The sequence below is a fragment of the Oleiagrimonas sp. C23AA genome (genome assembly GCF_011759385.1).
In the GTDB taxonomy this organism is placed as follows: Bacteria; Pseudomonadota; Gammaproteobacteria; order Xanthomonadales; family Rhodanobacteraceae; genus Oleiagrimonas.
In genome coordinates, this window is the sequence record NZ_JAARLY010000002.1 from 397,025 (window position 1) to 414,832 (window position 17,808).

At 66.5% G+C, this 17,808-nt stretch carries 16 protein-coding genes; 4 read left to right on the forward strand and 12 right to left on the reverse strand.

The features are described from left to right. Positions 1–7 precede the first annotated feature (7 nt). The 3 genes from HBF24_RS04785 to HBF24_RS04795 form a co-directional block, all read right to left on the reverse strand. The gene (locus tag HBF24_RS04785; RefSeq protein WP_167169726.1) at positions 8–1,027 is read right to left on the reverse strand and encodes a glycoside hydrolase family 43 protein; all 1,020 of its coding nucleotides are present in this window, start codon (positions 1,025–1,027) and stop codon (positions 8–10) included. A 151-nt stretch (positions 1,028–1,178) separates the two neighbouring features. Further along, positions 1,179–3,062 carry a 1-deoxy-D-xylulose-5-phosphate synthase gene (gene dxs / locus HBF24_RS04790; protein ID WP_167169729.1) on the reverse strand — a complete coding sequence of 628 codons (1,884 nt, stop codon included), beginning with the start codon at positions 3,060–3,062 and terminating at the stop codon, positions 1,179–1,181. A gap of 137 nt (positions 3,063–3,199) precedes the next feature. Beyond that, positions 3,200–3,796: an HNH endonuclease gene (locus HBF24_RS04795; RefSeq protein ID WP_167169732.1), complete on the reverse strand. Its 597-nt coding sequence runs from the start codon at positions 3,794–3,796 to the stop codon at positions 3,200–3,202. A gap of 250 nt (positions 3,797–4,046) precedes the next feature. Here HBF24_RS04795 and HBF24_RS04800 point away from each other — a divergent pair, with 250 nt between their 5' ends. Then, entirely contained in the window at positions 4,047–4,832 is a 786-nt protein-coding gene (locus tag HBF24_RS04800; RefSeq protein WP_167169735.1) for a SapC family protein, read from the forward strand. An 88-nt stretch (positions 4,833–4,920) separates the two neighbouring features. On the opposite strand, the gene HBF24_RS04805 is transcribed toward HBF24_RS04800, so the two are convergent. From HBF24_RS04805 to HBF24_RS04815, 3 genes are all read right to left on the reverse strand, one after another. Then, a complete protein-coding gene (locus HBF24_RS04805; protein WP_167169737.1) occupies positions 4,921–5,400 on the reverse strand; it encodes a GNAT family N-acetyltransferase in 480 nt (159 codons plus the stop codon). Between the two features lie 96 nt (positions 5,401–5,496). Beyond that, positions 5,497–7,272, reverse strand: a complete 1,776-nt coding sequence (locus HBF24_RS04810) for an acyl-CoA dehydrogenase C-terminal domain-containing protein (RefSeq protein WP_167169740.1) — start codon at positions 7,270–7,272, stop codon at positions 5,497–5,499. 49 nt (positions 7,273–7,321) lie between these two features. Then, positions 7,322–7,804 (reverse strand): LEA type 2 family protein, encoded by a 483-nt coding sequence (locus HBF24_RS04815; RefSeq protein ID WP_167169742.1) that lies wholly within the window; start codon positions 7,802–7,804, stop codon positions 7,322–7,324. Positions 7,805–7,949: 145 nt separating this feature from the next. On the opposite strand from HBF24_RS04815, the gene HBF24_RS04820 reads away from it, so the two are divergent. Next, the gene (locus tag HBF24_RS04820; RefSeq protein ID WP_167169745.1) at positions 7,950–8,417 is read left to right on the forward strand and encodes an SET domain-containing protein-lysine N-methyltransferase; all 468 of its coding nucleotides are present in this window, start codon (positions 7,950–7,952) and stop codon (positions 8,415–8,417) included. 4 nt (positions 8,418–8,421) lie between these two features. Here the strand turns inward: HBF24_RS04820 and HBF24_RS04825 are convergent, their stop codons facing one another. Then, positions 8,422–9,000, reverse strand: a complete 579-nt coding sequence (locus tag HBF24_RS04825) for an NAD(P)H-dependent oxidoreductase (RefSeq protein ID WP_167169748.1) — start codon at positions 8,998–9,000, stop codon at positions 8,422–8,424. A 168-nt stretch (positions 9,001–9,168) separates the two neighbouring features. Then, positions 9,169–9,474, reverse strand: a complete 306-nt coding sequence (locus HBF24_RS04830; protein WP_167169751.1) for a hypothetical protein — start codon at positions 9,472–9,474, stop codon at positions 9,169–9,171. Between the two features lie 199 nt (positions 9,475–9,673). Between HBF24_RS04830 and HBF24_RS04835 the strand changes: the two genes are divergently transcribed. Beyond that, the gene (locus HBF24_RS04835; RefSeq protein ID WP_167169754.1) at positions 9,674–10,678 is read left to right on the forward strand and encodes a hypothetical protein; all 1,005 of its coding nucleotides are present in this window, start codon (positions 9,674–9,676) and stop codon (positions 10,676–10,678) included. Between the two features lie 206 nt (positions 10,679–10,884). Then, positions 10,885–12,600, forward strand: a complete 1,716-nt coding sequence (locus HBF24_RS04840; protein ID WP_167169757.1) for a hypothetical protein — start codon at positions 10,885–10,887, stop codon at positions 12,598–12,600. 22 nt (positions 12,601–12,622) lie between these two features. Here the strand turns inward: HBF24_RS04840 and HBF24_RS04845 are convergent, their stop codons facing one another. From HBF24_RS04845 to HBF24_RS04860, 4 genes are all read right to left on the reverse strand, one after another. Then, positions 12,623–14,893, reverse strand: coding sequence for a molybdopterin cofactor-binding domain-containing protein (locus HBF24_RS04845; protein WP_167169760.1), 2,271 nt, complete (start codon positions 14,891–14,893; stop codon positions 12,623–12,625). After that, the gene (locus HBF24_RS04850; protein ID WP_167169763.1) at positions 14,890–15,411 is read right to left on the reverse strand and encodes a (2Fe-2S)-binding protein; all 522 of its coding nucleotides are present in this window, start codon (positions 15,409–15,411) and stop codon (positions 14,890–14,892) included. Before HBF24_RS04850 ends, HBF24_RS04845 begins: the two co-directional genes overlap by 4 nt. Before the next feature lie 66 nt (positions 15,412–15,477). Continuing rightward, the gene (locus HBF24_RS04855; protein ID WP_167169766.1) at positions 15,478–16,809 is read right to left on the reverse strand and encodes an amino acid permease; all 1,332 of its coding nucleotides are present in this window, start codon (positions 16,807–16,809) and stop codon (positions 15,478–15,480) included. Between the two features lie 78 nt (positions 16,810–16,887). After that, on the reverse strand, positions 16,888–17,754 hold the full coding sequence (locus tag HBF24_RS04860; protein WP_167169769.1) for a PhzF family phenazine biosynthesis protein: 867 nt from the start codon (positions 17,752–17,754) through the stop codon (positions 16,888–16,890). Positions 17,755–17,808 lie beyond the last annotated feature (54 nt).

The following is a 17,808-nucleotide window of genomic DNA, read 5'->3' on the forward strand; positions in this document are numbered from 1 at the left end:
CTGTCCGTCACGATCCCTTCGACGGCGCCGGGTGCGGCACGCCATCGCGGATTGGCTGGCCGAAGTCCGGTGTGCCATCGGCGTTCCAGTGGAACGGTTGCATGCGAGGCGCGCGGCGGTCGGTGCACTTCCAGTTCGGGCCGCCATTGGCGTGATAGAGAATCCAGTCCTGGCTGCCATCGGGTGACTTGAAGAAGGCGTTGTGACCGGTGGCGTAAACGCCGTGGGCCGGGTCCTGCTGGAACACCGGTTGTGCCGATTTGTGCCAGGCGCTGGCGTGCGTCAGGTCGGCGCCGGCCTTGGCGCTGAGCATGCCCAGCGCGTAGTGGTCGGACCAGCAGGCGCTGGCCGAGTAGGTGAGAAACACCTTGTCGCCCGGGCCTTTGAGAAATTCCGGCGCTTCCATGATCTTGCGCCCGCCGTACATTTCCCACGGTTTGGTCGGGTGGGCAATGTCCACCTGCGGCCCGGTCAGCGTCCAGGGGTTTTTCATGCGCGCCAGGATCAGGTCGCTGTGGTCGTCGACATAGGCCGAGTACACGAAGTACCAGCGCCGATGCAGCTGGAACACCGTGGCATCGATGCCCGGCAGGGTAGCGTTGACCTGGCCCTTGGATACCCAGTGCCCGCGCGTGGGATCGGCGGCGGTGTTCTCCAGCACATAAATGTGCCGATGCGCATCATCGTCGTGACCCTTCTCGGCGCCGGTGTAATACAGATACCAGGCGCCATCGATGTAATGCAGCTCCGGCGCCCAGATCGAGGTCGAGCCCGGACCGCTCGCCGGCGGGCGCCACACCACCACCGGCTTGGCCTGGCCGAGCCTGGCCATGTCGGCGGTCTTCCACAGTGCAATGCGATTGCCCAGCGTGTTGGTGTAGTAGTAGAAGCCGTCGTGCCGGATGACCCACGGGTCGGCACCCGACGGCAGCAATGGATTGGTATAGGTCTCGGTGCCGGCCAGCGCCTGCGTGGCGCAGAGGGTGGCCAGGGTGGCGGCAAGAGTGGTGGCCAGGCGTGAGGACATCAGACGGTTTCCCGATATGGATGCGTAAAAACATACCATACGATCTATATGCTTGCGGGCGCTTGTCAGCCAACGTGCTGGGCACAAGAAACGCCGCCCGTGGGCGGCGTTTTGATCAGGTGGGAAACAACCCCCGGCCGGCGACGGCAGCTCAGCCGTGGGCGGCTTTGATACCCGCCTTGGGGAAGCGCGCGGCGATGGCGCGGCGCATGCTGGGAAGATCCAGCCCGGCCATGCTCAGCACTTCCTCGCGGCTGCCGTGTTCCAGGTACACATCGGGCAGACCCAGGTGCAGTACCGGCAGGCTGACGCCATGCGCAGCCAGGCATTCGGCCACGCCGGCGCCGGCGCCGCCAGCGATCACATTGTCTTCCAGTGTGACGAAACCCTGGTGGCTTTCGGCCAGCTCCAGGATCAGCGCCTCATCCAGCGGTTTGACGAAGCGCATGTTGACCAGCGTGGCATCCAGTTCGGCAGCCAGCTCCGCTGCCGGGCCGAGCATGGCGCCGAAAGCGAGCAGCGCCAGCCCATGGCCACGACGGCGCAGTTCCGCCTTGCCGATGGGCAGCGACTCCAGCTCTTCGTGGATCGCCACCCCCGGACCGGTGCCGCGCGGATAGCGCACCGCGGCCGGACCGCGATGGCGGAAACCCGTGGTCAGCATGGCGCGGCATTCGTTCTCGTCGGCCGGGGCCATCACCACCATGTTGGGCAGGCAGCGCAGGTAGGAAAGATCGAAGCTGCCCGAGTGAGTATCGCCATCCGGGCCGACCACGCCGGCGCGGTCGATGGCAAACAGCACGTCCAGATTCTGCAGGTCCACATCGTGGATGGCCTGGTCGAAGGCGCGCTGCAGGAAGGTGGAGTAGATCGCCACCACCGGTTTGGCGCCTTCGCAGGCCATGCCGGCGGCCAGCGTCACCGCGTGCTGTTCGGCAATGGCGACATCGAAATAGCGCTCCGGGTACTCACGCGAGAAACGCACCAGACCGGAGCCTTCGCGCATGGCCGGGGTGATGCCCAGCAGCGATTCATCAGCGGCAGCCATGTCGCACAGCCAGTCGCTGAACACGTCGGTATAGGTCTGCTTGCCCTTGGCCTTCTTGGCCAGGCCCGCGCTGGGATCGAACGGCCCCACCGCATGGTATTCGATCTGCGCGCTCTCGGCCGGCGCGTAACCCTTGCCCTTGGTGGTGACCACGTGCAGCAGTTGCGGACCGGGCAGGTCTTTCACCGTGCGCAGCGCGGTGACCAGCTTGTCCATGTCGTGGCCGTCGATGGGGCCGGTGTAGTGAAAGCCCAGTTCCTCGAACAGCGTCGAGGGTACGAACATGCCCTTGGCGTGTTCTTCCCAGCGCTTGAAGAAGCGTCCGGCCACCGATTGCTTGGGGATCGCCCGCTTGGCGCGCTCGCGCCAGCTGTTGAGCGTACCGCTGGCCAGCATGCGCGCCAGCATCTTGGTCAGTGCGCCGACGTTCTCGCTGATCGACATGCCGTTGTCGTTGAGGATCACCAGCATGTTCGGCTCGACGTCACCGGCGTGGTTCATGGCCTCAAAGGCCATGCCGGCGGTCATCGCGCCATCGCCGATCACCGCCACCACCTTGCGCGGGTCGCCGCGGCGCTGGTTGGCGATGGCCATGCCCAGCGCGGCCGAGATCGAGGTCGAGGAATGGCCGACGCCAAAGGTGTCGTACTCGCTCTCGCCACGACGCGGGAACGGCGCCAGGCCGTCCTTTTTCTTGATCGTGGTGATGCGGTCGCGACGCCCGGTCAGGATCTTGTGCGGATAGCACTGGTGGCCGACATCCCACACCAGCCGGTCGTTGGGCGTATCGAACAGCCAGTGCAGGGCGACGGTCAATTCGACCACGCCCAGGCCCGCGCCGAAATGGCCGCCGGAGCTGGCAACCGATTCGATGAGGAAGGCTCGCAGCTCGTCGGCCACGGTCTGCAGCGACTCTTCGGAGATATGCCGAAGGTCGGCCGGCGACTCGATACGGGAAAGGTGAGGATAGCGGCTGGCGTCGATCATGTCGGGTATTTTCGCACTACCGGGCCGCGCTGTCCCAGTGGCGGCGCCAACCCGTTCATGACGCCTATTGTTGGATGCCGCGGCGGGCACGGCAAGGGCCCTCGGATGGCCGTTGGCGGGCAGCGCTGCGAAAGGCGCTAGATCGGGCGCGGCGGCTTTTTCGGCATGCGCGCCTGCAGGAAGTCCATCTGGTCGGCCAGAATATTGCGATTGGACAGGATCAGATGCTCTACCCAGCTGGGGCGATAGGGCACCGCCAGCAGCGGCATATGCGCTTCCTGCGGCGTGCGATTGCGCTTTTTCAGATTGCAGCGCACGCAGGCGCAGACCACGTTTTCCCAGATATCCTGGCCGCCGCGCGAGCTGGGCACCACGTGGTCACGGGTCAGCGCCTGACGCGAGAAATGCTCGCCGCAGTACAGGCACAGCTGCTTGTCACGGGCGAACAGCGCTGCGTTGGTGAGCGCGGGTGAGGGGTCGATGGCGCGATGGTGGCAATGTCCGGTGCTGGCCACGATAGGGTGCAGATCCAGCGTGCTGCGCAGGCCGCTGGCGCGGTGCGTGCCGCCGTGGATGGTCAGGCACGGATCGCCCAGCGTCCAGGCCACGACACCCCTTACATATAGGCAAACCGCGTCCTGCCAGCTGATCCAGTCGAGGATGCGGCCGGCGGCGTCCAGCGACAGCACCCGGGTCGAGTGCAGGTCGCCCCTGCGTCTAGGCTCATGCAGCATGGTGACCCTTCACACCGTGGCGATAAGGATGTTCCGTACTACTTGCGTGTGTTGCAGTGGCTTTCGGCTGCCAGCATAACCGAAAAAGATGACATTTCATGCACTTTGCATGCCGGCAATGGCAACGGCGACAGGCTCTTACGGTGTCCTTCAGGCGCTGTTATAGTGGCCGACCTAGAGCCATCGCCGCCGTGGATGATGTCGGGTGCCGGAGGGGCTGCCCGGACGGTGGCAAAAGAGGATAAGAAACGTGAGTGAAGTGCTTTTCTATGAACGCCCCGTGCCGCTGAACCGCAGCGAGCATCGTGACCTGCGCATCCGTCCGCTGCCGGGCATCGGCTTTGCCTCCAAGGCGCACTCGGTGCCGTTGACCGGCGTCGAGTTCGTGCCCGCCGCGCGTGACGTGCCGATCCTGTTTGGCGGCACCAGCAAGGACGATGCCGGTCCGATGGCCCTGCTTGGCCTGCGCCAGAACGAGAACCTGTTCGTCGGCGAGGACAACCGTTGGGTGGAAGGCGCTTACGTGCCCGCCTTCGTGCGCCGGTATCCGTTCGTGCTGGCCGAAAAGCCGGAAGGCGCCGAGGGCGATGACTTCACCGTGTTCCTGGACGAGGCCTATGAAGGCTTCAGCAAGGACGAGGGCGAACGCCTGTTCAACGAGGACGGCACCGACACCGAAACCCTGCAGAACGCCGTGCGCTTCCTGGGCGAGTTCCAGGAGCAGGTCAAGCACACCCAGGCGCTGATGGCCACGCTGCGCGAGCATGACCTGCTCGAGCCGCGTTCGATCCGCGTCGAGAACAAGAACGGCAAGGGCCTGGTGCTCAACGGCCTGTTCGTGGTCAACGAAGAAAAGCTGCGTCAGCTGCCGGCCGAAGTGGTCCACGGCATGATGCAGAACGGCCAGCTGGGCTGGATCTTCGCGCACCTGATCTCGCTGGCCAACGTCGACCGACTGATCGCGCGCCTGAACGAGCGCGTGCCGGAAGGCGATCTGGCGCCGGAAGGCGAGGGTGAGAAGCCGACGGTCAACTGATCGTCCGCACTCGCCGGATCGGTTCGACCAGAAAACCCCGTCGCGTCAGCGGCGGGGTTTTTTTAATGGCATCACCGTCAGTGATGTCTCAGCGTATCGGCTTGGCCAGGCGCAGCAGGTCGGTATCGTAGCCGGCCGCGGCGTAGATGCGACGCGCGCGTTCGTTGCCGGGAAACACCGCCAGCGTGACCAGGTGGCAGCCGTGTTCACGGGCCCAGTCCTCGGCGTGCTCCAGCAGCGCGCGACCAGCGCCCTTGCCGTCCCAGACCGGCGCCACCGCCAGGTCGGAAATGTGGCAGTTGGTGCGGCCGTTGAAGAAATCCTGCACTTTTTGCAGATGGGCGAAGCCCACGCTCTTGCCGGTATCGGCATCCTCCAGCACGAACAGAAAGCTGTTGGCCGGCTCATCCTGCAGGTGGTGATTGAGGTCCTCGCGGATGCCCTCGATGCACTCGTTGCGGCGGCGCCAGACGGGCAGCGGAAAGTCGACGAAGCGTGGCGCAAGGCCAAGGATGAAGCGGTCATCGTTGGCGTCGGCCAGACGAATGCGAAACGGCGAATCGCTCATGGGAGTTCGGCGTGCGGGTCAGCGGGAGTGGTGGCTGTCTTTCTACACCCACCGGCGGCGCACGCATAGCCCTGCAGGCACCACCGGTGGTCCCGTTCAGTGCACGTCGGGCAGCGCGTCCAGGCCACTTTGCATCGCCGCCAGGTGCGTGTGCACGCGCGGCAGGATGCGCGCGAAGTAAAAGCGCGCCGTATCACGCTTGTCGCGCGCAGCATCCGGAGCAAGGCCGCTGTCCGGCAAGGCCACTACGGCGCGGGCCCAGAAATAGCCCAGCGCGATGTAGCCGGCATAGAACAGGTAATCGACGGCCGCCGCGCCCAGTTCATCGGGGTTTTTCGTGGTGCGCGCGCCCAGCTCCTGGGTCAGTTCGCTCCAGGTCTTGGCATGTACCGCCAATGGGCCGACGAAGGCGGCCAGCGACTCATTGCTGGCATGTTGCTGGCAGAAGCCGGCGATCTCTTCCAGGAACAGGCGCAGGCCCGCGCCCTTGAGCTGCATCACCTTGCGGCCGAGCAGGTCCAGCGCCTGGATCTGCGTCGTGCCTTCGTACAACGTCGTGATGCGCGCGTCGCGGGCAAATTGTTCAATGCCGTGCTCGGCGATATAGCCATGGCCGCCGTAGGTTTGCAGCGCGTGGTAGGTGCACTCCACAGCCGCTTCAGTCAGCAAGCCCTTGCAGATGGGAATCAGGAAACCCAGCAGTTGGCCGGCGCGCTCGCGCTCGGCCTGATCGGTGCTGCGCTCCTCGATATCGGCCTGCAGCGCGGCGTACAGCACCAGTGCGCGACCGCCCTCGGCAAAGGCGCGTTGGGTCAGCAGCATGCGTCGCACGTCCGGGTGCACGATGATCGGATCGGCCGCCTTGTCGGTGGCCACCGCGCCGGACAGCGCGCGCATCTGCAGACGCTCGCGGCAGTAGGCCAGGCTGTTCTGGTAGGCGCGCTCGATCAGCGACAGGCCCTGGATGCCGACCGCCAGACGCGCGGCATTCATCATGGTGAACATGGCCATCAGGCCCTTGTGCGGGGCGCCGATGAGATAGCCCTCGGCGGCGTCGAAATTCATCACGCACGTAGCCGAGCCCTTCAGGCCCATCTTGTGCTCGATGGCACCGGCGGCCACGGTGTTGCGCTGCCCCAGACTGCCGTCGGCGCCGAGCTTGAACTTGGGCACGATGAACATGGAAATGCCGCGGCTGCCGGCCGGTGCGTCGGGCAGGCGGGCCAGCACCAGGTGCACGATGTTTTCGGCAAAGTCATGCTCGCCGGCGGTGATGAAAATCTTCGTTCCGCTGATGCGGTAGCTGCCATCATCGGCCGGCTCGGCGCGTGTCTTGAGCAGGCCCAGATCGGAGCCGGCCTGCGGCTCGGTCAGGCACATCGAGCCGGTCCAGCGACCTTCCACGATGGGCACCAGATAGCGCCGGCGCTGTTCCTCGGTGCCGTGCATTTTCAGCGCATCTACCGCGCCCTGCGAGAGCAGCGGATAGGTGCCCCAGGCCAGGTTGGCCGAGTCGATCATTTCCTTCACTGCTGCGCCGATGGTTTCGGGCAGGCCCTGACCACCGTAGGTCTCCGGTGCGGTGAGCCCGGCCCAGCCGCCGTCCACGTATTGTGCGTAAGCCTCCTTGAAGCCGGCCGGTGTGGTCACGGTCTGACTGGCCTTGTCGTAATGGCAGCCTTCGGTATCACCCACCTGGTTCAGCGGTGCCAGCACCTGCTCGTTGAAGCGTGCCGCCTCGCCCAGCACGGCATCGATCAGCTCGCGGTTCAGCGCCTGGCCACCGGGAAGGGCAGCCAGCGCGGTATCGGCGCCCAGCAGGTCATAGAGCGCAAAGCGCATGTCATCGACGGGAGCGGAGTAGAGCGTCATGCGGCAGTCCTTTGTAATGCGTGGGCCAGCGAGTGGGGTGTGAAAGCCTTTAGCGGAAGGTGTTGTCGATGCCGGGCACGGGCGAGAGCCAGTTCTTGCCGCTGACATCGAAGGTGCGTGGCTTTTTGGCCTTTTCGGCGATGGCCGTGACCTGGCCCTTCAGCTGATAGGTGGCCGACACCGAGCTGCCCTTGTTGGCCAGCTTGGCCAGCGCCTGGCCGGCGGCGCTTTGCGGGGCCAGGTCGATGTGCGTGACATCGGCGGCAAACTCGGGGATGGAGAGATTCAGCGCCTGCTTGAGCTGACCGGCGGGCTTCTGCTGCACCGTCAGCGCCATGTCCAGCGCGGTGAACTTCATGCCCACGTAACTGTTGTTCTGGATGCGCAGGGTGATGTCCCAGTGGCCGTTGGCCGCAAGGTGCAACTCCTGGATGGAGACAATCGGCGGAAAGATCGGTTTTTTCGGCTTGCCGCAGGCCACCAGGCCCATTGCAAGCAACGACAACGCCAGCCAGCGCATGGAACCTCGCATACCGTCTCTCCAAACGATCGTTTAAATGCCGCCCCGATTCTAACGCGAAGTGGGCGTGCGCCAAGTGTGCGTGTCCCACCGGTTCCGTCGGCGGCCGCAACGCGGCATCATCAGCGATTCTTTCGTCTTTCCCGCCAGGTCCGTCATGACCCGTCGCATCGTTGCCCGCCGTTCGCCCATCCACGGTAACGGCGTTTTCGCCGTCGCGCCCATCAAGGCCGGCGAGGACGTGATCGAATACAAGGGCAAGCGCATCAGCCACGAGCAGGCTGACGACCTTTATGGCGATGGCGCCGAGTCCGGGCACACCTTCCTGTTCACGCTCAACCAGGACTGGATCATCGACGCCAACCAGAGTGGCAACAGCGCGCGCTGGATCAACCACAGCTGCGCACCGAACTGCCAGGCTTACGTGGAGGAGTCCGAAACGGGTGACACGCGCCGCGACCGCGTGGTCATCGAAGCCCTGCGCGACATCGCTCCTGGCGAGGAGCTGACCTACAACTACGGCATTCGCCTGGACGTGCCGCACACCGCGCGCATGAAAAAGCTCTGGGCCTGCCGCTGTGGCGCGGCCGCATGCACCGGCACGCTGCTGCAACCCAAACGCTGAGCTTTCAGCGCCGCGCGAAGGGTTTGGCCGCGGCCAGCGCGTGCATCATGCGCGCCACGTTGAGGCCATGGCGCGCGGCCAGTTTCAGTGCCGCCGGGCTGGGGGCGCGCTCACGCATGGCGGTGGTTTCGGTGCGAATCCATGGCCCCCAGGGTGTGCCGCCGTGCGCGTAGCCGGGCATGGACTTGGGTAGCGGCACCGGCACCATGCCCATGGCGGCGAAGGCCGACAGCACGCCCAGCAGGGCCTGATCGCAACCGCCGCCGGCATTGCCGTAGCCACCGCCGGTAGCAAACGCGCCGACCGGTTTGCCTTCCAGGTGATCGTCCATCCACACCGGATTGCAGCCGTCGATAAAGCGCTTCAGCCGCCAGTCCATGCCGGCCATGTGCACCGGCGTGCCGGCGAGCAGACCATCGCAACGGGCCAGGTCCTTGCCGCTGGCGCGGCTGGCCTGGCGCAGCACCACATGCGTGTCGGCGTGCCCGCGGGCGCCCTCGGCGACGTGTTCGGCCATGTCTCGGGTGTGCCCATCTTCGCTGGCATAGACCACCAGCAGGCGCAGGCGGGGTGACGAACTCATGCGCAGGCTCCATGAAGATCCGGGCGCCGATGCTGGTCAAATCCGGCGCCGGCCACAAGCGGCGGTGCAGCACCGCTGCCGATACAACAAGGCCGCGGACGCCTTCGATGGCGTGCCGCGGCCTTTCAAGAACACCGGCGGACATGGCCGGTGTTCTGGCCGTCGCGCTTACTTGCCGCGCGCGCTGTAGGAGAGGCTGACGGCGATCTTGTCGCCCTTTTTCACCTTGGAGATGGACGAAGCCGACAGCGGAATGCGCAGCTTCTTGCCGTCCTTGGTCTTGACCGCGACCACGTCGGTGCCACTGTCGACCGAGGTGATGGTGCCGGTCACGCTGTCCGAGCCGGAGGTCGGCTTGCTGGCCTGCGACTGGCCGGCTGCGGCGCCGGATGCCTGCGGTGCAGCGAAAGCCATCGGTGCGGCGGCGAGCAGGGCCACGGCCAGGGCAGTGCGGATGCGGGTCGGCTTGATCATGGTGTCCTCCTTCCTTTATGAGCGTTGGAGCCATCTACCCTGCAACAGATTGCGTGTAGTGTCCCTAAATGCATTCATCTTCATTCATCTAGATGAATGCGCCGGTGAAACTTGTACGCGTGCTGCGGCATCCAATACGGATTGTTCCACCGTGGGGCGCTGGCGCGCGGTGGTGATTCGTGTTCCCCTCGGCTGCTGCATGAGTGCAAACGACCCCAACCGCGACCACCGTCAGGACCCGCATCGCTGGCATCTGAGTGATGACCACGTCGCCGTGGCGGCCGACGTGCAGGGCCAGCGCCAGGCGCTGCGTTCCCTGCGAGCGCTGCGTGACCGGCCGATGCCGCGAGAGCGCGCGCTGCGTGTGCTGGCCGTGGCCGTCACCGTACTGCTGCACGTGGTGCTGATACTGGGCATGATGCGCGCCATGCATCCGCGCCCCTGGGTTTTTCCCGCGCCGCTGAAGCAAAACAATGATGTGCTCATGGTGCGTCTGATCAGCCATCGGGCGACACGGACCAAGGCACCGCCTGCCCTCAAGGTTCTGCCCGAGCGCGAGCGCACCGCCATGTCCACGCCGCCACCGAAGAAAAAGCCCGTGACTAAGCGCCCGCCGCCGGCAGATACCGCCGCGCCAGCGGGCGACCAAAAGGCGCCGCCGGCGGACCAGACGGCCCTGAAAATCTACGGCCGTGATGGTCAGCTGCACGTCAGCAAGAGCGCCCTTGAGCACCTGCACGGGAAGGAAAAGGCGCCGGCGTACGTGGCCCATTCGCTCAAGGGCAACAGCGACGTGATGACGCGCCAGACCAGCCGCGTCAAATACAAGGCCACGCGCTTTTCCAAGGACTGGAAGCCGGACAACGAAACCATTGTTGGCGCCGCCGTGCGGCACGTGATCGAAGCGACCAGCGAGAAGGCCACGGTCAATCTGCCCGGTCACACGCATCTGCACTGCAAGACGGTATTGTTCGTGTTGCCGACCGGTTGTGGCATTCCACCGGACAAGGCGCCGCCGGAGAGTGACGACAGCCGCCTGAACATGGCGCCGGCAGCGTTGGTAAAAGGTGTGGGCCCCAAGCAGCACATCAGCGCCAAGGAGTGCGCGCGCATCCGCAAGGCGGGCCAACCGCTGCCCGAAAGCTGCAAGAAGTCCAAGGAGGCCGCGCAGCGTTTCCACGTCGACGATGGCCGTGGATCGTGACCGGCTGACACACGCTTGATGGGTGCGCATGTCTATACTCATGCACATTCCAGGGGGAGGCAGGGCATGCGGCAACACCGGCGCGGGCACATTGTCCGCAGCGATCAGGCGATGACCATGCGGGCAACACGCTGATGCAATCGGCAGGCACGGTGCACACACCGCGCGTGGGCCACCATCGGTGGCAGCGTCATCGTTTTCGCTCCATGAGCCTGGGGCCGGGGCCGTTCAACCGCACCGCGCGGTTGATGCTGTACCAGATGCGCTGGCGCCAATCACCGCCCGAATACGGGCTGCGCGCCAGTGCCGTGTGTCTGTCGATCCTGATTCACTTCGCCGTGCTGGTGGCCATGCTGCTGCGGCCTGTGCCCGGCGTTGAGCCGGCGCCGAACCATGCCGATGACGCCATCGAGGTGCGCCTGGTCAAGGGCCAGCCGCCGCCGCCCCCGCCGCCTCCGAAGCTGCGCCTGCCGCGTCGCGTGCAGCAGGCAGCGCAGACGCACCGCGCCCGCGCTCCGAAACACGGCGCCATGACCCTGCCGCCGCTGCCGAAAGTGACGCTGGCGGCGCCGGAAACCCGCCCCAGCGCCGAGCGCCCGACACCGCCGGCCACACCGCGACTGGCCGCCGCGCGCCCGCAACCGGCACCACAGCAAGCGCCGCCAGCCGAGCAGGATAGCCCGGTGCCTAAGGCACGCCCGGCGCCGCCGCGCGTGGTACTGGAACACTCGCCGATGGCGCTGACGCCGCCCAAGGTGGCGCTGGAGCAGGTCAGCGTGGCGGCCACGCCGGCGCCCGACGCCATGGACACGCCCATCGATGTCAGTGGCGACGCGCCCGTGGTCGCCGCGCCCAGCCAGGCGCCGGCCTCGGCCGCCGATCTCACCTCGGCACGGGCCACACCGTTGCCGTCCGTGCCGCAGGTGCCACCGGCGCCGGCCATCGAGGCAGTGCCGGTCGATCAGCCCGCACCGCCGCAGGCGGACCTGAGTATGCCTGCCAGCCCACCGCAGGTGAGCCAGGAGCCGGTACAGGCGCCCCGCATCGCCGCACCCAGCGTGCCGCAGCCGAGCCTGCCCGCCACGCCGCAGATGGCCGCACCGCGAGCAGCGTTGCAGGCGGCCGATGTGCCTCGTGGCGCGCCGGCGCTACCTGATGCGACCCCAGGCTCGTTGCAGCTGCCGACGGTCAGCGTGACCATGCCCAGTCCCGCGCCGTCCCGGGCGCCGGGCGAAATGGCATTACCGGCCCGCGAGGCGGCAGCTGCAGACGTCGCAGGAAGCGCTGCCAGCGACAGCAAAAATTGGGCGCAAAGCTCGGCCAGCGATCGCTTTGCCATCCGCACGCCCGGCCAGGGATTGAAGGGTCTGCCAGGGCAGGGCGGTGATGCCAGCCGTTCCAGTGGTCACCGCGAAGGCAAGGCCGACTACGTACAGCTGCAGCCCCAGGGCAACAGCGACGTGATGAGCCGACGCACCAGCCGGGTGCATTATCGCCCCACGCGCTTTGAGCAATATTGGGTGCCGTACGGGCAAAGCGCGCTGGATACCGCGCTGGGTCGATTGCTCGACAAGCTCACCGTGGTCAAGGAAATCCGCCTGCCGCGTGGCTATCGCGTGCGCTGCGCGCTCGGCGTGAGTATTGCCCTGCTGATGAGCTGTGGTGGCGAGCCACCGGCGGCAGCGCCTGCCGAGAGCGACGATCCCCGACTCAACATGGCGCCGGCCGCCCTGGTCAAGGGCATGGCCGCGCCAGCATCCAGCGCGCCGCCAGCGCCATTGCCGAAGGTCAACACGGTGCCCTGCGAAGTGGCGCGTGTGGCCGGTGGCCCGCCGCCGCCGGGCTGCCCGGATGTGAAAACCGTGGCGCCGGACCAGTCGGACGTCTGGACGTCCAAGTCCAACGCGACCGATTCACAGTGAGGGGCCGCCTGCTGCTGCCGGCCTACAGCAGGCGCATCAGCTCGGGCAGCAGCGGCAGACGGTGGATGCGTACCGTGGTGGCGGCGTACACCGCGTTGGCCAGCGCCGGTCCGGCCGAGGGCATGGCAATGCCGGTAGCGCCCATCGGGGCGGCTTCGGAGGGCACAACGATCACTTGCATGTCGCGCGGTGAATGGGCCATGCGCGACATCGGGTAATCCTTGAAGTTGTGCTGTTGCACCTGCCCCTGGTCGACGCTGATGGCCTGCCCCAGTGTGGTCGAAATGCCATCCATGGTGGCGCCGATGACCTGCGCCTCCAGGCCGGTCGGGTTGACCGCGCGGCCCACATCCACGGCACAGACAACGCGGTGGATCACCAGCTTGGCGCTGCGCACGGATACCTCGAAGGCGTGCGCGCAGTAGGCGCCGTAGATGTAGGCATAGGCGATGCCCAGCCCGTGGCCATTGGTACGGTGTTTCTTCCAGTCGATGGCATCGGCGGCCAGGGTCAGCACCTTGCGCAGGCGAGCGGTGTCGATGGCGCCGCCGCGGCCGGAGTAGGGCAGGCTGCGATCGCTGTCTCCCAGCAGTTTCAGGCGCAGGTCCAGTGGATCCTGGCGCGTGGCCTTGGCAATCTCGTCGAGAAAGGCCTGCTCGGCGAAGGTATTGACCGTGTGCGCATCGGCGCGGGTCTCGCCGCGCGGCAGACCCGAATCCAGGCCCCACCAGCTGCTCTGGTAGTTTTCCACCAGCCCAGCCGGCAGCGCATCGCGCTCCATTTCCGAGGTCCACAAGCGATCGGCGCTGACACCGCGTCCGGTCAACATCGAGGGACTGGCCTTGTGCATGCGCCAGCCGATGATGCGGTGATGGCGATCCAGTGCCGCGCTCAGCTTGTGTACCGCGGCCGGGCGATAAGGGTCGTTGCGCAGATCCTGTTCTCGGCTCCAGTAGAGCTTGACCGGCTGGCCGGCAGCCTTGGCCAGCATCACCGCCTCGGCGACGAAGTCCTGATCGATGCGGCGGCCGAATCCGCCGCCCACGCGCGGCACCTCGATGGTGATCTGCTGTGGCGTGAGTCCGGTCAGGCGCTGCACCAGGCTCAGGGCCTGTTGCGGAGCCTGGGTGGGGATCACCAGGTGCGCCTGGTCGTTTTCCACCCGCGCGATGCAGGTCATGGTCTCGGCCAGCGCATGGGCCACGAAAGGCTGCACGTATACCTGTTCGATCTTGGTGCGCGCATGCTTAAAGGCGGCATCGATATCGCCGTCGCTGCGGACATGCGTGGTCGGCTCGGCATCGCTGTCCAGCAGCGCGTGCGCCTGCTTGAACAGGGCTTCGGTACTCTCGTCCTCGCGGCCGGTCTGTTTCCACATCACCTTGAGCGCATCGCGCCCGCGCAGCGCTGACCATGTGTCGACAGCCAGCACGGCCACGGACGGCGCCAGCGGCGTGTTGCCCAGCGTCTGATGGGGTTCGGGTTCCAGCGGCAGCACCTGCTTGACGCCAGGCACCTTGAGCGCAGCCTCGGTGTCGATGCGATCGAGCTTGCCTTGCACGTAGGGACAGTGCAGCACCACTGCGATCAGTGGATCGCCGTCAAAACGGTCGCTGCTGTAACGCTGCTGACCGGTGACGATGGCGTGCGCGTCGACATCGCCGGCGCCATGGCCGATGTAGCGATAGTCGGCCGGTACCTTCAGTGGCGGTGGGGTTTGCGGCGGCGCTTGTTGTGCGGCGTCCTTGACCAACTCACCGTAGCTGTAGCTCTTGCCATTGGGGGCGCTGATGCGCCCGTCGCGGCAGCGCAGCTGCGAGGCTGCGACACCGCTGCGCCGCACGGCCGCCTGCAGCAGCAGCCAGCGGGCCAGCGCACCGGCCTGGCGAAGATCGTTCCAGGCCGCGGGGATGCTGGCCGATTCACCGCTTAGCTGACGGCCGTAGCGCCAGCGCGCGTTGCCATTTTCGTTGACCACCTTCGGTCCCAATGGCAGCACGATCACTTGGCGCCAGTCGGCATCCAGTTCGTCGGCGATGATGCGAGGCAGCGAGGTGCGCGTGCCTTCACCACAGTCCGGATCGCGCGCGCCAATGAGAGTGCGGCCATCGGGCTCGATACGCAGAAACGGGCCCAGTGCGGTGACATCATCGCCGAGCATGGCCAGCGGCACATCGGCGCTGGGTGCATCCTGGGCGCGCACTTCGCCAATGCCGATCACCAGCGCGCCGGCGGTGCCGGCCATCACCTGGAGAAAGCGTCGGCGCGACAGCCTGAGAATCGAATCGCTCACGCGTCCCCCTGCATGGCCTTGGCAGCTCGCTTGATGGCGCGGCGCACGCGCACGTAGCTACCGCAGCGGCAAATATTGGGCAGGCTCTCGATGTCGGCGTCGCTGGGGTTGGGCTTGATCTTCAATAGCGCTGCCGCGGCCATCAGCTGGCCGGGCTGGCAATAGCCGCAAAGGATGGCGTCCTCGTCGATCCACGCCTGCTGCAAGGGGTGCAGGCCGCCGTTCTCGCCAGCCAGGCCTTCCACGGTGGTCACCTCACTGCCGGCGAGTTTGGCCATCGGTGTTTCGCAGGCCAGCGCGCGCTTGCCGTCGATCATCACCGTGCAGGCGCCGCACTGGTCGCTGTCGCAACCGTACTTGGTGCCGGTCAGGTGCAGCACGTCGCGCAGGTACCACAGCAGCGTCATCTTCGGATCGCCGGTATGACGAAAGTGCTCGCCGTTCAAGGTCAGGTCGATGCCCTTGCGCGGGGCTTCTGGCGTAATGGACTCAGGTGGCGTCTGCTTGGCTTGCAGCATGAAGGTTCCGGTGCGATGGGCGCAGGTTCCTACCCATTCTGTCAGACCGCGCGCAGGCGTGTTAGCTCACTGGCTGAACAGGCGTTGCCAAAGCGCGTATACCGGCACACCGGCGACAATGATGGCCACGCCCATGCCGACGTTGAACGGGCTGGAAATCAGCATGATCACGGTGACCAGCGCCACCGTCGCAATGAAGGTCAGCGGCAGCAGCGGAAACACCGGCGCACGATAGCCGGGCGTGGTTTCGATGTGGTGGCGCCGGTACCAGAACAGCGTGGCCACCGCGGCGGCGTAGCCCAGCCAGTCGCCGACGGTGGCGTAGTTGAGCAACTGGTTGTAGCTGCCCGACAGCGTCAGCAGCACGGCCCAGGCCGACACGCCCAGCAGCGCGCGATTGGGCGTGTGCCAGCGTGGATGCAGGCGCGACATGGAGTGGAAGAACACGCCGTCCTCGCCCATCACCTGCAACACGCGCGCCGCGCAGATCAGCGCGATGTTGCAGTAGCCGAAGGTAGAAATGGCGATGCCGATGGCAATCACGCGGCGTCCGGCATCGCCGAACATGTGCGCCATCACGTCGGCGGCGGGCGTGGCGCTGGCGGCCAGGCCGCCGTGGCCCAGCACCGCCAGGTAGGCGATATTCACCAGCACGTAGCAGCCCAGCACCAAGAGCATGCCCAAGCCCAGCGCGCGCGGAATATTGCGCTGCGGCTGGCGGATTTCGCCGGCAATATTGTTGACGTAGGCAAAGCCGCCGTAGGAGAACAGCACCGGCAGCAGCGCGCCGACCAGGGCCCAGGCCGGCAAATGCGCGCGGGCCGGATCGGCGGCAAAGGCGCTGCTGGTGCCATCGACCCCGGCCAGCGCCAAGCCTGTGACCACCAGCGCGGCGACGGCCAGCAGCTTGAGCACGGTAAACAGGTTCTGCACGAAGGCACCGGCGCGGATGCCAAACCAGTTCACCCCGGCCAGAAACACGATGGCGCCCACGCCCAACGGTTTGACGTAGGTGTCCGGCAACGCCATCGCGGCGCAGGCGTAGCGCGCGAAGATCATGCCGACCGCGGCGATGGAGCCGGAGTAGTTGACCAGCAGCATGGTCCAGCCGAACAGGAATGCCGGCAGTCCGCCGAAAGCCTCGCGCAGATAGATGTAGGCGCCACCGGCCTGCGGGCGCCGTGCGCCCAGTTCGGCAAAGCACAGCGCGCCCGCCAGCGTCAGCGCGCCGCCGATCACCCACAGCAGCAACAGACTGACGCCGGAACCGGTGCGCGCGGCCACCGCCGACGGGTTGACGAAAATGCCCCCGCCAATCACGCCGCCGACCACCATCATGGCGGCCGACCAGGCTCCGAGTCGGCGGACGTATCCGGGGTGCGCGGCGGTGTCAGTCATGGGGATGAGAGGCGGGCTAAAGGGCAAAGAGCGCGCGAGCATGACCCGCGCGCCGGGGCGGCGCAAGCCAGCACGAGGTCAGATGCGAATCTTGCCTTCGACCACGATCACGCAGTCGCCACCGATGGAGACATGGCCGGTGGCGTCCACCGCCACGTCCACATAACCATCGCGACCCACTTCACGGCCCTGACTGGCGCGGTACTGGCGGCCATAGCGGTCCAGTTCGCCGACATGTTGCAGATACGCGGCGATGGCGGCGTTGGCACTGCCGGTGACCGGGTCTTCCGGAATGCCATCGGCCGGGCAGAACGCGCGCACGGCCATCGCCGCGTCGCCCTCATCGGCGCCGAACACGCACACGCCCACCGCGTCCAGCGCCAGGCACAGTTCGGCGATGGCTCCCATGTCCGGCACCAGGCCACGCACGGTGCCGGCCTGCTCCAGATCCAGCGTGATCCACACCGGGCCGTTGCACACCGCCAGCGGCGTGCCGCGCGAGGTCGCGCCCAGCGCCTTGTGCAATGCCTCGATATCGTGACGGTCGACGCCATCGAAACTGGCCCGCGGCGCCTGCACGCGAATACGCCGCGTGGCATCGGTGCCGTCCACGCTGACCGGCAGCAGGCCGGCGGCGCATTCCTGCACCAGTGCGCTTTTGCCAACGTCGACCAGGCCACAGGTGATGGCCGCGTAGGCGCTGCCGACGCTGGGGTGGCCGGCGAATGGCAGCTCCTGGCGCGGCGTGAAGATGCGCACGCGGTAATCGGCGCCAGGCTGCGTCGGCGGCAGCAGGAAGGTGGTTTCGGAAAGGTTGGTCCAGGTGGCGATGCGTTGCATGGTCGCCGCATCCAGCCCCTCGGCATCGACGATCACGCCCAGCGGATTGCCGGCCAGCGCGCGCGTGGTAAATACGTCCACTTCCAGATAGCGGCGGGGTGTCATGTGGCAGAGGCTCCGGGGCGATCAAAGCGGCCATGATACGGCGCGCGCCGCCCG

Excerpts from the sequence above, each read along its gene's own strand:
- HBF24_RS04785 (WP_167169726.1), bottom strand. The coding sequence starts at position 1,027 with ATGTCCTCACGCCTGGCCACCACTCTTGCCGCCACCCTGGCCACCCTC.
- HBF24_RS04815 (WP_167169742.1), bottom strand. The coding sequence starts at position 7,804 with ATGCGAGGTTCCATGCGCTGGCTGGCGTTGTCGTTGCTTGCAATGGGC.
- HBF24_RS04830 (WP_167169751.1), bottom strand. The coding sequence starts at position 9,474 with ATGATCAAGCCGACCCGCATCCGCACTGCCCTGGCCGTGGCCCTGCTC.
- HBF24_RS04825 (WP_167169748.1), bottom strand. The coding sequence starts at position 9,000 with ATGAGTTCGTCACCCCGCCTGCGCCTGCTGGTGGTCTATGCCAGCGAA.
- HBF24_RS04855 (WP_167169766.1), bottom strand. The coding sequence starts at position 16,809 with ATGACTGACACCGCCGCGCACCCCGGATACGTCCGCCGACTCGGAGCC.
- HBF24_RS04860 (WP_167169769.1), bottom strand. The coding sequence starts at position 17,754 with ATGACACCCCGCCGCTATCTGGAAGTGGACGTATTTACCACGCGCGCG.
- HBF24_RS04795 (WP_167169732.1), bottom strand. The coding sequence starts at position 3,796 with ATGCTGCATGAGCCTAGACGCAGGGGCGACCTGCACTCGACCCGGGTG.
- HBF24_RS04840 (WP_167169757.1), top strand. The coding sequence starts at position 10,885 with ATGAGCCTGGGGCCGGGGCCGTTCAACCGCACCGCGCGGTTGATGCTG.
- HBF24_RS04820 (WP_167169745.1), top strand. The coding sequence starts at position 7,950 with ATGACCCGTCGCATCGTTGCCCGCCGTTCGCCCATCCACGGTAACGGC.
- HBF24_RS04835 (WP_167169754.1), top strand. The coding sequence starts at position 9,674 with ATGAGTGCAAACGACCCCAACCGCGACCACCGTCAGGACCCGCATCGC.
- HBF24_RS04810 (WP_167169740.1), bottom strand. The coding sequence starts at position 7,272 with ATGACGCTCTACTCCGCTCCCGTCGATGACATGCGCTTTGCGCTCTAT.
- HBF24_RS04805 (WP_167169737.1), bottom strand. The coding sequence starts at position 5,400 with ATGAGCGATTCGCCGTTTCGCATTCGTCTGGCCGACGCCAACGATGAC.
- HBF24_RS04850 (WP_167169763.1), bottom strand. The coding sequence starts at position 15,411 with ATGCTGCAAGCCAAGCAGACGCCACCTGAGTCCATTACGCCAGAAGCC.
- dxs (WP_167169729.1), bottom strand. The coding sequence starts at position 3,062 with ATGATCGACGCCAGCCGCTATCCTCACCTTTCCCGTATCGAGTCGCCG.